Raw genomic sequence first — 14,338 nt, forward strand, 5'->3', positions numbered from 1 at the left:
CTTTGCTTAAGATAACGGTCTTGAGCCGGGCATTGATTACCAATACCTAATAATGAAGGAGTAATAACTTAATATGTTAGCTAAATTCTCATCCTAAATATTAGCTCGCTGTATAACATGGATTAAATTATCATATCTTCAACTATTTCAACGATTAAGATTTATCTTAATTATACAATAGTTATTTTAAATTTCAATTGTTTCTTAAATTTTTACCATCTAAATAATATGGTGTTGACAATGTTTTAATTCTTTCTATAATTCTAGCTGCTTTCGTTTCTTCTGCACCTTCACGCGTAATCGATAAATGATGCTCTAACTCGTCAAAATTTAAATTTGATGAGAAAAATGTTGGAAGTTCTTGGACCATTCGATAGTGTAACAATGGACCAATCACTTCATCTCTCACCCATGGTGTCACTTCTTCTGCGCCAATATCATCTATCATTAATATATTTGCTTCTCTTATGCGTTGTAACTTAGTTTCGTAACTACCATCTTTGAAACCACTTTTAAGCGTACGAATATATTCAGGTAAATAAACAATCGTTGAGGCGATACTTTTAGCTTTAAGTTGGTTTGCAATTGCACCTAAGATAAACGACTTACCAGTTCCAAATGGACCATGAATATACATACCTTTTACCTTCTCGCCATTAACTAATTGCTTGCACATATCATTCGCATGTTTAGCGATAGCTAGTCGATGTATATCTGAATCGTAGATATCTTTCATCTTAGCGTTTAATGTATCGCGTTGCATATGGTGTGAAGTTATTAAATGCGCATTGAATTTTTCTTCATCATGTTTAATTTTACATGGACACATATTATAACGAATTTTTATTCTATGATTCTCCACATATAATTCAGGAACATGTCCTTTTACAAAATTCGGACAGTGTTCGTAATCATGACCATCATAAATCTTTTGTTGATCTTTATACTCTTGTAATACATTCATATCATTATCAATGATGTCGTTCGTCAATTCAGATTGATGCTGATTTAAGAATGCTTTTACAGCAGGGTCATTTATGACTTGCTGCTTGATCTTAGCAATTCGTTTCTCTAAATCTCCATTTGCCTTGATAATACTATTAAATGACTTCATTTAATCCTCCTCCCAATCACGTATGAGCTGTTCACGGAATGCAGCGCGTTCTTTTTCAAAACGTTCCTGTTCTTCTTTGGTTAGTGCTTTTTCCTGTTTTTCCTGTCCTCTATTTTTCAACCATTTTGGCGTTTTCTCTCTAGAAACAATTTCTCGAGATTTAACATATCTTTTTCTTGATTGAGATTTATCGTTGCCTTTGTAATCGGCTTTTTGCTCACTAGCTTTTAATGCGTAGTCATATGCCTCTTTTGCAGACTTAATGCCCAATTTCTTCCAGTTTGATGCAATTTCTAAAATGTATGTCTTTGGTAATTTCATATCATTTTTTAACATGACAAATTGAAGCAAAATATTTATAACACCAAAGTTTAACTTTTCTCTTTCGATTAATTCTTCAACCATTTTCTTTTGTTGGAATGTTGGCTCTGATCCAGACCAAGATGTCAACATATCAATCGGGCTCGTCTCCTCTAACAATTGCAACCAATCATTATCTGTAGTGACTTGTTCTGACGATGTAGCTTGACGAATATTAGTAGCTTCACTTTGGCTTTCACCGCTACCTTTTGGTTCCAACTCAGGTAATTGTTGATTATGTTCAATCAAATAATATGAACGGGCATGTTTTCTAATTTCTTCATGCGATAACTGTTGATTACTTGTAATTGAATTTAAAATAATACGCTTCATAGCATCTTCTGTTAAACCATATAATGTCGCTAATTGAACTATTAAAACTTTAGTTTCTTTAGTAATAATTTCATCGCTAATAAAATGATTACGTAGCATCTCTTTTAAAATTTCAAAATCAAACGACACATTAGATAAATCAATACCATTGTACGACTTTTCTTTTTTTATTGATGATGCATCTACAGGAACATTAGCATGAGGTACTTTAAATACATCAGTAAATTTCCGCGTAACTTGTTGAAAGCCATTTAAATCAGGTTTTTGCTTTTTAAAATAATTTTTTAGGCTTTTATAACGTTGTTTATCAACTTGATTATATAAGTAAACAGATAACATAGGATCATTAAAAAATTGATATGCCGTAGGTGGCTGTACTAATTCATAAATGAAAAATGATTGTTGTTCATCGTGATTTACATATGTTTTAATCAAACCGATTGCTTCTAATAAATCCATGTATTGACGAAATTCTGCCAAATTCAATTTTAATTCATTCATGATTGTATAATGCGTTAATGTTTCATCACTGTTCACAAATTGGTTCATAAAGTGATATGTACCTATAGCTTGTGCGCCTATTAAGGGCATGTACAATCGATTAAGTATCTCCAAATGATTATGATTAAATTGGAACTGACGATACACTTTATAACCGTCATGCGGGCTTAAACCATACTCATATGAGTGCAAACTCATTTATATATCACTCCGTTTATTATCATTCAAGATGCCTTGCATTGATGCTAATAATTGATCAACATCTTTAAATTCTTTATATACTGAAGCAAATCTTACATAAGATACTTGATCAACATGCATTAATAAATTCATTACATGTTCTCCGATATCTCTAGAAGAAATTTCTGTTTGGCCGCTATCACGTAATTGCCATTCAACCTTATTCGTAATATCCTCTAATTGCTGATAACGTACAGGTCGCTTCTCACATGATCTAACAAGTCCATTCAATATTTTCTCTCTTAAAAATTGTTCTCGCGTCCCATCCTTCTTAACCACAATTAATGGACTTACTTCTATATGTTCAAATGTCGTAAATCGAGTGCCACAATTTTCACATTCTCTTCTACGTCTAATTGCATTAGCATCATCTGCATGTCTTGAATCAACAACACGCGAATGCGTTGAACTACATTTTGGGCATTTCATTTCTTTCACCCTCTTGAATAGATTATGATTCATTATACTATAAAAGCATTCTAGACAAAAGAAGTCTAATGCGCATTAAAAAAACACTAAAATTTAAAAAATTAATAAAAATTCTAATTTACGTATAACCTATACCTTAATTTCTAATACTATGTAAAAGGTTTGTATCTAAATGATATAAAACAAAAAAGCGAGACTATTTAATCTTAGTTAAAAGATTTAATAGTCTCGCGATATTCGACTGTTAAAATTTATTATTTCGCAGTCGCAACATTTTCAGAACCAATTAATTTGGCAATTTGTTGAGCAACTTCAACTACTCTATTTGAATAACCCCACTCGTTATCGTACCATGCAATCACTTTTACTTTATTATCACCCATTACAATTGTGTTTTGAGCATCGATGACTGCTGAATTAGGGTTAGTATTAAAGTCCATTGAAACTAAAGGTGCATCTTCCACATCAAGAATACCATCTAAACCTGCATTACGGAATGCATCGTTAACTTGTTCTGCTGTTACGTTTTCTTTTAAATCAACAACTAAATCAACAAGTGAAACGTTTTTAGTTGGTACACGTAAAGCTAAACCATGAAGTTTACCTTCTAATTCTGGTAGTACTTCTTTTAAAGCTTTAGCAGCACCAGTTGACGTTGGTATAATACTTTCGTTACAAGAACGTGCGCGACGTAAGTCTTTATGTGGATTATCTATATTGTTTTGATCATTTGTAATTGCATGAACTGTTGTCATAAGTCCATTAACAATACCAAATTCATCATTTAAAACTTTAGCTACCGGTCCAATACAGTTTGTTGTACAAGACGCATTACTAAAAATGTCATACGCTTCAACATCTAATTGATTATCATTTACCCCTTTAACTACCATTTGTACATGTCCACCTTTAGATGGTCCAGTTAATAATACTTTTTTAGCCCCAGCTTTGATATGTCCAATCGCTTTGTCACCATGATTAAATTTACCCGTAGCTTCAATAACGATATCAATATCTAACGCTTCCCAAGGTAAATTTTCAGGGTTACGGTCAGACACAAGTTTAATATCATGTCCATCGACACGGATACCATTCTCAATAGGTTCAACTTTCTTATCGAATCTACCATGAGTAGTATCATAATTAATTAGATGCGCAATTGTTTCAGGTGGATAGCTTGCGTTAATCGCTACAATATTTAAGTCTTCTTTATGTAAAGCGATTCTTAACACCATTCTACCAATTCTACCCATACCATTAATTGCTATATTTGTTGACATTTAAAGCACCCCTTGATTGTTTGTTTATATGTTATACTTTATAAAATTAGTGTAACATAATAACGGAAATTTGAAAGCGTTTTCTGATGATTTTAAAAAATTTTTTTAAGCTGATTATTTTAAATTAGCAAAAAGCTCTAATAAACGTAATAATGCAAAAATTAAAGTTTAAGCATGTTTCGTCTACTAGAGCTATAATTTATAAATTGAGTCACATAGAATTTATATTTCTCTATTGATAAACCCTTTTTCAGTTAATAGTTGTTCTAAATTTTGTTTAAGTTCTAACTTATCTCCTAGGTTATCAATAACATGATCTGCCATTCTACTTTTTTTATCAATTGAAATTTGGCTATATACACGTGCTTTAGCATCTTCAAGTGACAATTGATTACGTTCCATCAATCTCTCTATTTGGATGCTTTCAGATGTATAAACTAACCATACTTCATCCACCGTATCCTGTAATTCATTTTCAAAAAGGAGTGGAATATCCATAATGACATCATAACCTTGATTAAGATAGTTTTGTTTCCCTTTTTCCATTATTTCTCTGACTATTGGATGCACGATATCATTTAACTCGATGCGCTTTTCTGGATGATTAAACACAATTTCTCCTACGTATTGACGATCCATTTCACCTTCATCTGTGATAGCACGTTCACCAAAAGCAGTACGCACTTGTTCTAAACCTTTCGTTCCTTTTGCAACAGCTTGTCTTGAAGCGATGTCAGCATCTACAACCTTAAAACCATATGCTGTCAATAATTCAGAAACTGTTGATTTACCTGTGGCAATACCACCTGTTAATCCTATTACTTTTGGCATAAATATTCACTCACCTTTATTTCTGACAATGTGGGCAAAAATGACTATTACGTGTAGCCACTACCTTTTGCTCAATGTCATGCCCACAAACGTTACATGTCTTTTGTTTATATACATTTAAATGTAATTGCATTTCTCCTGTTTTACCATCTGCATGACGATAATCTGAAATGCTAGTACCACCGTTGTTTATACCCTCTTTTAACACTTCTTGAACATAGTAAAACAACATTTGACGTTCTTGGTCTGAAGTTTGTTTAACTTTCCGATCTGGTAATACACCTGCTCTAAACAAAGCTTCACACGCATAAATATTGCCACATCCTGCTATCATCTTATGATCAAGTAGCATTTGTTTAATGGGTTTATTTTGATATTTTTTAAGTTTAATACGATTTAAAAAGTGATTTAATGCATCATCATTAAATGGTTCAGGTGCAATATCAAGAAAAGCAGGGTAATCTTGGAAAGACGCCAAATTTCTTAACTCACCAAATCGTCTGATATCCGAATATACTAGTTGTTTACCATTATCTAAGTGAAATACAACATGCCAATGTTTTCGATAATTTGGTGTACTAATATCCGATAATTTATCAACGATAAAAAAGCCTCCCGCCATACCTAAATGACTTAATATAATACGTTGAGTTTGGTTTTTTTGAATTGTGAAAACAATATATTTACTTCTACGTTCCACAGATTGAATAGCATACCCTTCGCTATTCAATCGGAACCCATCCAAGTTGATACCTTTAATGATGGTCTCTTTTCCATGTTGTTTTCCTTCTATAACTTTACTCGAAAATGTCACACTTTTAATTGTCGCATTTAAGATATAAGGTTCAATCCCTCTCTTTACATGTTCAACCTCTGGCAATTCTGGCATTTCTAATTCCTCTTTCTATTTTGCATCATACCATGTAGCTCCGTAGTTAGAGTCTACTTTCAGCGGTACGTCTAATTGTAGTGCGTGTTCCATAATTTCTTCAACAAATAAAATGAAATCCTCTACTTCATTTGCTGGTACCTCGAAAATCAACTCATCGTGTACTTGTAATAACAATTGCGCATGATATGACGTTTGTTTTATTTGTTTATCAAATTCAACCATTGCTAACTTAATAATATCTGCTGCACTACCTTGTATTGGCGTATTCATTGCTGTACGTTCAGCAAATCCTCTTAAATTAAAGTTTCGACTATTAATATCAGGAATATATCTACGACGATGCAATAATGTTTCGACAAATCCATCCGCTTTAGCATCTTTAACGATGTCAGACATATATTGTTTTACACCTGGAAAACTAGCTAAATAATCATCGATAAATGCTTTTGCTTTTTTTCGCGTAATATTTAAGCTTTGACTTAAACCATAATCACTAATACCGTAAACGATACCAAAGTTAACAGCTTTCGCTTGTCTTCGCATTAGCGCATCAACCTCTCCCGCTTCTACTCCGAATACTTTCATTGCAGTTGCAGTATGGACATCTCTTTCGTGAATAAATGCCTCTTTCATACTTTCATCTTGAGTGATATGTGCAAGCACACGTAATTCAATTTGAGAATAATCTGCTGATAAAATCACACTGTCATTAGAAGTGGGTTTGAAGGCTCTTCTAATTTTACGCCCTTCTTCAAGACGAACAGGTATATTTTGTAAGTTTGGATCTACACTTGATAAACGTCCCGTTTGTGCTAACGTTTGGTTGAAGCGGGTATGAATGCGATTATCATCACTAATCACTTTTTGTAATCCTTCAACATAGGTAGATTGTAATTTAGATAATTGACGATATTCTAAAATGTAATCAATAATAGGATGTTGACCTTGTAGTTGTTCTAACACATCAACCGCCGTAGAATAACCTGTTTTAGTTTTCTTAATGACTGGTAATTCCAACGTTTCAAATAGTACTACACCTAGTTGTTTAGGAGAATTAATATTAAATTCTTCTCCAGCTGCCTCATGAATATTACTGATTAATAAATCTAATTTCCCTTGTATTTCAGACTGCATTTCTTTCAAATCATTTACATCAGTGTAAATGCCAGTTTCTTCCATTTCACTCAAGATGCGCGCTAATGGAAGTTCTAAGTTTAACAATAAATCTATTTGTTGATGAGATTTTAGTTCATCAACCATTTCAGGTTTACAAGCAAAAATTGCCTCAGTAATGGATGCAATATGCTTATCTAAAACCGAATCTTCTGGAATGTGTCGTTTTTTTCCTTTTCCATAGATTGACACATCATCTTGAACATAGTTTTGCTTATAGTTACTAACAACCGAATTAACATCTTCAATTGTTCTTGATGGATCGATAATATAACTAGCTAACATAACATCAAACACAATATTTTTAATATCAATGTCTAATCTATGTGCAACAACATATGTCTTTTTAGCATCATAAACTACCTTTTCTGTAGTTTCATTCTCTAGCCAATCAATCAGTTCTGGATAATCTTTAAGTTGATCAACAGGAATAACAATGTGATCCACGCCATTGTAGAAGCCAAATTTGAGAATAGCATCATGTAAGTAATTGGTACCATCCACTTCAATATGGATGACCGCTTCTTTTAAATCATTAAAATTAATCTTGTTGAAATCATGATGTACTTCAAATACTTTGTCTTCTTGAGATTCTTCTGATGGATTACTATCGATATCAGCTAATAATTGTTTGAATTCTAACTTTTTAAACAGTTCAATTTTATCTTGATTATCATCTTGATTATCTAATTTAGTATCTTTAAGTGCTACTTCAATTGGACTATCTTTATTTATTGTAGCCAAATCTTTACTCATGAATGCATCTTCACGACTATTCTCAAGTTTTTCTTTTAATTTTTTTCCTGAAACTGCATCTAAATTTTCATAGACACCTTCAACCGTATTAAATTGTTTCAATAATTTAATAGCTGTCTTCTCACCTACACCAGCAACACCTGGGATGTTATCAGATGTATCACCCATGAGTCCCTTCATATCAATAATTTGACTAGGTACAAGCCCATCATATTTTTCATTAATAAATTCTGGAGTATAATGATCGACATCTGTAACACCCTTTTTAGTGTAATAGATGGTTACATGATCAGTAGCGAGTTGAGTTAAGTCTCTATCTCCTGTAACAATGATTGTTTCGAATCCTTGCTCATTTGCTTCTTTGCTTAATGTACCAATGATATCATCAGCTTCGTAGTTCTCTAACTCATAATGTTTGATATGATACGTATCCAATAGTTGTCGAATATACGGGAATTGTTCACTTAATTCCGGTGGCGTGCTTTGTCTACCGCCTTTATATTCACTATATTTTGAATGTCTAAATGTAGTTTTGCCTGCATCAAACGCAACTAAAAAATGACTTGGTTGTTCTTCTCTTAAAATCTTTTCAAGTAACATTGCAAAACCATATATTGCATTCGTATGTATTCCTGCTTTGTTAGAAAGAAGTGGTAATGCATAAAATGCTCGAAAACTTAAACTATTACCATCAATTAAAACTAGTTTATTCAAAGCGTATACCTCCAGAGTGATTTTATTATATTTTAGCATATTCAGAGTTCGTTAACGAATGTATGGTTTCTTCAAAATCTTTGTTTGATTAAAAATTTCTGCAAATAAAAAAGGCACTCTCGTTTCATTAATCAATTGAATCATTGAATATGAACGAAAGGCCTTAATGGATGAAATATTATTTTTGTTCATCTATGAATGAAACTTTAAATAACGAACCTTCACCAATATTGCTTTCAACATTTATTGTACCATGATGTGCTTCGACAATATGTTTCGTTATAGACAACCCTAAGCCTGTGCCACCTGAATCTCTACTTCTCGCTTTATCTACACGATAAAATCTTTCGAAAATATGGTTTTGGTCACTCTTCTCAATTCCTATGCCAAAATCTTGAATTTCTAAGTTAACTTCAAGTCCTTTTCTATAAACTCTTACAATAACGTCACTATTTTCAAGTGAATAATTAATCGCATTTGAAAGTAAATTAGTAATGACTTGTGCCATTTTATTTTCATGTGCTTCTATGATGATATCTTTTTCAATTTCAGGCAAAATGCTAATATTTTTATATCTTGCTTGGTTTTGTAGATTATCAATTGTTGTATAAGCAAGTTCTGAGAGATTCACAAACGATGTTTCTATCTCAGTTTGTTGTTCGATATGAGATAAATCTAATAGGTCCGCAACAAGAGACTCAATCCGATTAGATTCTTTTAAAATGATATTTAAAAACATATCAAGCGACTCTTCATCGTTTTTTGCACCTTCAATTAATGTTTCAGCAAAACCTTTAATAGAAGTAATAGGCGTTTTAAGTTCATGAGAAACGTTTGCCACAAATTCACGTCGTAAGTTTTCTAATTTTTTAAGATTTGTAATGTCATGCATAACAACAACCATACCTTGTAATTTCTTTTTAGATTTACTAAGTATCGGAACACAAGATAGATCAAAATATTTATGATGAAAGTTATTTAATACAATTTCAATTTGATCATAGAGTGACTTTTCAGTTTTAAAACTTTCTAAAATCAATTGTTGAATTTTCGTATCTAAATATGAGGTATACTTTTTATTTTCAACCTTACCATTTGGTCTAAACAAATCATAATAGGCGTGGTTTGCAACTACAATTTCGCCATGTTTGTCAATCATTAAAACGGAACTTGGAATATTTTCTAATGTAGTTTTTAAACGATTGGATTGCATTTTTTGCTTATTATTAAGCTTTTGTAAGCGTCTAGCCAAATCATTAGTTGTAACAAACAGTGCTTTGGTCTCCTTGACATTACTTTCAGGCACGCGAACATGATAATAGCCATCAGCGATTAATGAAGTCGCATAAGTAACCTCATTAATCGGTCTAATATATGTACGATGAATGCTTCTAACTGCCAAATATATTGCTAAAAGAACAATAATTCCAATTAAAGATAAATACTTCCACATACTCTTCTGTAATTCAAGAATTTCAGTATTCATCCCACTTATGTATACCGTTTTATCATTAATAACCGTTTTGAATGTATATCTAACCTGTCCATTTTCTCGATTATAAATAATATTAGACGGGTTAGCTTCATTATCAATGTTATTATTAAATTTATGCTGATTCCCTGTTTGATAAACGACTTCTCCGTTTTTAGTAATCTTAACGATTAGATTTTGATTAGCAGAAATGTTCTTTATTTCCTTATTGTCATTTTGTTTGTTTAATTTGAGGAAATTTTCGGAAACATGTTTGAGCTCAGTGACTTGCGCTGTTGATAATATTTGATAAATTGTATGATGAATAATGATGCCTAAACCAATAAAACTGATAATGGTAATTGTACTTAATAATAATAATAACCGATGATGAAATTTGAGCATTAAGCCTTAGGTCTTTCTAATTTATAACCAAGTCCACGAACAGTTTTGATTAATTTAGGTTGTTTTGGATTCTCTTCGAGCTTATCTCGCAAATGGCTAATGTGAACGTCAACAATTCGAGAATCGCCTGCGAATTCATAATTCCAAACTGAATTCAACATATGTTCACGGGTAATTACTCGCCCTTGTCTCTCTATGAGATATAATAATAATTCAAACTCTTTAGGCGTAAGTTCTAATAACTCATCATCTTTATAAACTTCAAAGAACTCAGGTCTGATTCGAATGTTCTCAATTAATATATCCTCATAATCAACATCTTCTTTTTCAATTTCACTAGCAAATTTAGATCTTCTCAAGATAGCCTTCACTCTTGCAACTACTTCTCTCGGTGAAAAAGGTTTTGTCATATAGTCATCTGCACCTAATTCTAATCCTAATACACGATCAAACTCATCATCTTTTGCAGTTAGCATTAAAATAGGAACTAAATTTTTATCAGAACGTATTGTTTTACATACTTCAATACCATCTTTTTTAGGTAACATTACATCCAAAACGACAAGTTCTGGTTGAATTTCGTTTACCTTTTCCAAAGCTTCTTCACCATCGTATGCTACTTCAACGATGTAACCAGCCGTTTCAAGATTATATTTTAATAAAGTTACAATTGATTGCTCATCGTCAACCACTAATACTTTTTGTGACATAATGTGCCTCCCTGAATAAATATAACATTTCAATTTCATTATAACGGAAGTTAAAACAAAAATAACATACAACATATTAAATTTACATAATCTTAACAATCAAATTATCTTTTTCTAATTATTGAGTATTTGTATTACTATTATTTAAATATTGTTAAGAAAATATAAAATTATTTAACTGATTTTTTAATAAAAAAAGGAATGGAACTGGATTTATTTGAATACCAAGTTCCACTCCTTTGAGTGATAGCAACTTTGAGAAAGGGTTTAAATAAAGCCTCACTCAAATGTATCGCTAACTATCTAATTATCATGATTTAACTAAGATTATTTTGTATAAACAACTAAGCCTTGTTCACTGATTGACTTATTTTAAGTTTTTAATTAATTCATCAGCGAAATCTGAAGTAGATACTTCAGTAGCGCCATCCATTAAGCGTGCAAAATCATAAGTTACAACTTTAGATGCGATTGTCGCTTCAATTGCATCAGTAATCTTATCAGCAGCTTCTTGCCAGCCTAAATGTTCTAACATTAACACTGAACTTAACAATTCAGAAGATGGGTTAACTTTATTTAAACCAGCATATTTAGGTGCTGTACCATGTGTTGCTTCAAAAATAGCGTGACCAGATTCATAGTTAATGTTGGCACCAGGTGCAATACCAATACCACCTACTTGAGCGGCTAAAGCATCTGAAATATAGTCACCGTTAAGATTCATTGTAGCAACAACATCATGTTCAGCTGGACGAGTTAAAATTTGTTGTAAGAAAATGTCAGCAATAGAATCTTTAATAATGATTTTTCCATCTTGTTCTGCTTTTTCTTGCGCTTGATTAGCTGCATCTTTACCATCTTGTTCAACTATTTCGTCATATTGTTGCCATGTAAATACTTTATCAGCAAATTCATTATGTGCTACATCATAGCCCCATTGTTTGAATGCACCTTCAGTAAATTTCATGATATTACCTTTATGAACAAGCGTTACCGTTTTACGGTCATTATCGATTGCATATTGGATTGCTGCTCTAACTAATCGCTCAGTACCTTCTTTAGAAACTGGTTTGACACCAATACCTGAAGTTTCTGGGAATCGAATATTCGTAGCACCCATTTCATTTTGTAAGAAATCAATTATTTTTTTAACTTCATCAGTACCTTCTTTAAATTCAATACCAGCATAAATATCTTCAGTATTTTCACGGAAGATTACCATATCTACATCTTGTGGACGTTTAACAGGTGAAGGTACACCTTTGAACCAGCGTACTGGACGTAAGCACGTAAATAAGTCTAGCTCTTGACGTAAAGCAACATTTAATGAACGAATACCACCACCGATTGGCGTAGTTAATGGTCCTTTAATCGCAATTAAATATTCTTTTATTGTATCTAATGTTTCTTGAGGTAACCATTCACCAGTTTCATCATAAGCTTTTTGACCAGCTAGAACTTCTTTCCATTCAATACGTTTCTCACCGTTATAAGCTTTTTCAACAGCTGCATCGATAACACGGCTTGCTGCTTTCCAAATATCTGGTCCAATACCATCACCAATTATAAAAGGAATAATTGGTTCATTAGGGACGTTTAATCCATCATTTAATCTTGTAATTTTTTCAGCTGACATAATTTTACCTCCAAATATTGTGAATCTATTTGACTTTATTATTTATCTTTCTTCAATTGGTATATACTTACGATCTGTTTCACCGATGTAATTTGCTCTTGGACGCATAATTCTGTTGTCACGATATTGTTCAAGAATATGCGCAGTCCAACCTGATGTACGACTTACTGCGAATATAGGCGTAAATAAATCATGTGGGATATCCATACTATGATATACCGTAGCACTGAAGAAATCGACATTAGGAATAAGGCCTTTTTCTTCTTTCATACGTTTTTCAATAGCAATTGAAATATCATATAATTCGTTTCTACCCGTTTCAGAAGTAATTTTACGGCTCATCTCACGTAAATATTTGGCTCTAGGATCTCCGTCTTTATAAACTCTGTGACCGAATCCCATAATTTTTTCTTTGTTTTTGAATTTTTCATCTAAGTAAGCATCCACTTCATCTACTGATTTAACATCAGAAAGCATGCTCATAACTTGTTCATTCGCACCACCATGTAATGGTCCTTTTAATGAACCTACTGCAGCTGCAATGCCTGAATACATATCAGATAAAGAAGAAACGGCACAACGAGCTGTAAATGCAGAAGCATTAAGCTCATGGTCTGCATGCAATACTAAAGCTTTATTAAATGCTTCAACTTCAGTATCTGTAGGTAATTCCCCTCTTAGCATATATAGGAAGTTCGCTGCATAGCCTAAATCAGGATTTGGTTTAATAGGTTCTTTTCCTTCACGAACACGCGCAAACGCTGTAACTAAAGAAGCAATTTTAGCTTGAATACGAATGGCTCTTTCTTTTCTATTTTCTTCTGTTTCATTTTCAGCATCAGGATCGAAGTGTGCAATATATGATACAGATGTACGTAATGCCGTCATAGGATGCACATTATCCGTCGCATATTCTTCAAAATGTTTATAAACTCTCGGATTTAAAGTCATATAATGATTTAGTTTTTCTCTCAATGCATCTAATTCATCTTGTGTTGGTAGTCTATAGTTCCATAATAAGAACACGACTTCTTCAAACAATGCATTTTCTGCTAAATCATCAATATCATATCCCGCATATGTTAATTGACTATCGATAATTGAACTGATTTTTGTTTCAGCTGCAATTACCCCTTCTAAACCTTTTTGTAATTCTGCCATAAGTAATTCCCCTTTTCTTATACATAATGTAATGGCTTTCAAGTATCATTATAGCCAAACAAATAACTTTTGTGAACGATTATATATCGCTCAATAAATGGTATTTAACTTTAATTTAATAGACTTATTTTTACTCAAATACCCAATAAACGCCATTATATAAGCATTCAATCCAATTCAAATTATGTAATTAATGAGAAAATATTGAAAATTTCATTTTTATTATCAAGCTTGATTACAATTATTTAATCAAAATTTAAAGGAATTTTTAGAAAATATTAGAAAAATAATTGTCGAATTGAACATATAGGTGCATAATAATATTAATTAAA

11 protein-coding genes are annotated in these 14,338 nt (G+C 32.2%); all 11 read right to left on the bottom strand.

Annotated elements, in window-relative coordinates:
- Positions 1 to 193: 193 nt before the first annotated feature.
- Complete coding sequence (dnaI, locus tag KA858_RS02290) at positions 194 to 1,114, bottom strand: primosomal protein DnaI (RefSeq protein ID WP_210134901.1); 921 nt, start codon at positions 1,112 to 1,114, stop codon at positions 194 to 196.
- Positions 1,115 to 2,506 carry a replicative helicase loading/DNA remodeling protein DnaB gene (locus KA858_RS02295; protein WP_210134902.1) on the bottom strand — a complete coding sequence of 464 codons (1,392 nt, stop codon included), beginning with the start codon at positions 2,504 to 2,506 and terminating at the stop codon, positions 1,115 to 1,117.
- Positions 2,507 to 2,977 carry a transcriptional regulator NrdR gene (gene nrdR / locus KA858_RS02300; RefSeq protein ID WP_037551021.1) on the bottom strand — a complete coding sequence of 157 codons (471 nt, stop codon included), beginning with the start codon at positions 2,975 to 2,977 and terminating at the stop codon, positions 2,507 to 2,509. It lies immediately after the preceding gene.
- A 254-nt stretch (positions 2,978 to 3,231) separates the two neighbouring features.
- The gene (gap, locus tag KA858_RS02305; RefSeq protein WP_210134903.1) at positions 3,232 to 4,257 is read right to left on the bottom strand and encodes a type I glyceraldehyde-3-phosphate dehydrogenase; all 1,026 of its coding nucleotides are present in this window, start codon (positions 4,255 to 4,257) and stop codon (positions 3,232 to 3,234) included.
- Between the two features lie 222 nt (positions 4,258 to 4,479).
- Positions 4,480 to 5,088: a dephospho-CoA kinase gene (coaE, locus tag KA858_RS02310; RefSeq protein WP_210134904.1), complete on the bottom strand. Its 609-nt coding sequence runs from the start codon at positions 5,086 to 5,088 to the stop codon at positions 4,480 to 4,482.
- A gap of 16 nt (positions 5,089 to 5,104) precedes the next feature.
- Positions 5,105 to 5,977, bottom strand: a complete 873-nt coding sequence (gene mutM, locus KA858_RS02315) for a bifunctional DNA-formamidopyrimidine glycosylase/DNA-(apurinic or apyrimidinic site) lyase (RefSeq protein ID WP_210134905.1) — start codon at positions 5,975 to 5,977, stop codon at positions 5,105 to 5,107.
- A gap of 15 nt (positions 5,978 to 5,992) precedes the next feature.
- Positions 5,993 to 8,623 carry a DNA polymerase I gene (gene polA / locus KA858_RS02320; protein ID WP_210134906.1) on the bottom strand — a complete coding sequence of 877 codons (2,631 nt, stop codon included), beginning with the start codon at positions 8,621 to 8,623 and terminating at the stop codon, positions 5,993 to 5,995.
- 178 nt (positions 8,624 to 8,801) lie between these two features.
- On the bottom strand, positions 8,802 to 10,499 hold the full coding sequence (gene pnpS, locus KA858_RS02325) for a two-component system histidine kinase PnpS (RefSeq protein ID WP_210134907.1): 1,698 nt from the start codon (positions 10,497 to 10,499) through the stop codon (positions 8,802 to 8,804).
- Positions 10,499 to 11,209, bottom strand: a complete 711-nt coding sequence (locus tag KA858_RS02330; protein WP_210134908.1) for a response regulator transcription factor — start codon at positions 11,207 to 11,209, stop codon at positions 10,499 to 10,501. Before KA858_RS02330 ends, pnpS begins: the two co-directional genes overlap by 1 nt.
- Before the next feature lie 367 nt (positions 11,210 to 11,576).
- Positions 11,577 to 12,845 (bottom strand): NADP-dependent isocitrate dehydrogenase, encoded by a 1,269-nt coding sequence (icd, locus tag KA858_RS02335; protein WP_053029607.1) that lies wholly within the window; start codon positions 12,843 to 12,845, stop codon positions 11,577 to 11,579.
- A 42-nt stretch (positions 12,846 to 12,887) separates the two neighbouring features.
- A complete protein-coding gene (locus tag KA858_RS02340) occupies positions 12,888 to 14,006 on the bottom strand; it encodes a citrate synthase (protein WP_210134909.1) in 1,119 nt (372 codons plus the stop codon).
- Positions 14,007 to 14,338 lie beyond the last annotated feature (332 nt).

Origin of the sequence: Staphylococcus sp. GDX8P80P (genome assembly GCF_017893095.1) — a bacterium.
Lineage (GTDB): Bacteria > Bacillota > Bacilli > Staphylococcales > Staphylococcaceae > Staphylococcus > Staphylococcus borealis.

Excerpts from the sequence above, each read along its gene's own strand:
- coaE (WP_210134904.1), bottom strand. The coding sequence starts at position 5,088 with ATGCCAAAAGTAATAGGATTAACAGGTGGTATTGCCACAGGTAAATCA.
- KA858_RS02340 (WP_210134909.1), bottom strand. The coding sequence starts at position 14,006 with ATGGCAGAATTACAAAAAGGTTTAGAAGGGGTAATTGCAGCTGAAACA.
- KA858_RS02330 (WP_210134908.1), bottom strand. The coding sequence starts at position 11,209 with ATGTCACAAAAAGTATTAGTGGTTGACGATGAGCAATCAATTGTAACT.
- gap (WP_210134903.1), bottom strand. The coding sequence starts at position 4,257 with ATGTCAACAAATATAGCAATTAATGGTATGGGTAGAATTGGTAGAATG.
- pnpS (WP_210134907.1), bottom strand. The coding sequence starts at position 10,499 with ATGCTCAAATTTCATCATCGGTTATTATTATTATTAAGTACAATTACC.
- KA858_RS02295 (WP_210134902.1), bottom strand. The coding sequence starts at position 2,506 with ATGAGTTTGCACTCATATGAGTATGGTTTAAGCCCGCATGACGGTTAT.
- icd (WP_053029607.1), bottom strand. The coding sequence starts at position 12,845 with ATGTCAGCTGAAAAAATTACAAGATTAAATGATGGATTAAACGTCCCT.
- nrdR (WP_037551021.1), bottom strand. The coding sequence starts at position 2,977 with ATGAAATGCCCAAAATGTAGTTCAACGCATTCGCGTGTTGTTGATTCA.
- dnaI (WP_210134901.1), bottom strand. The coding sequence starts at position 1,114 with ATGAAGTCATTTAATAGTATTATCAAGGCAAATGGAGATTTAGAGAAA.
- mutM (WP_210134905.1), bottom strand. The coding sequence starts at position 5,977 with ATGCCAGAATTGCCAGAGGTTGAACATGTAAAGAGAGGGATTGAACCT.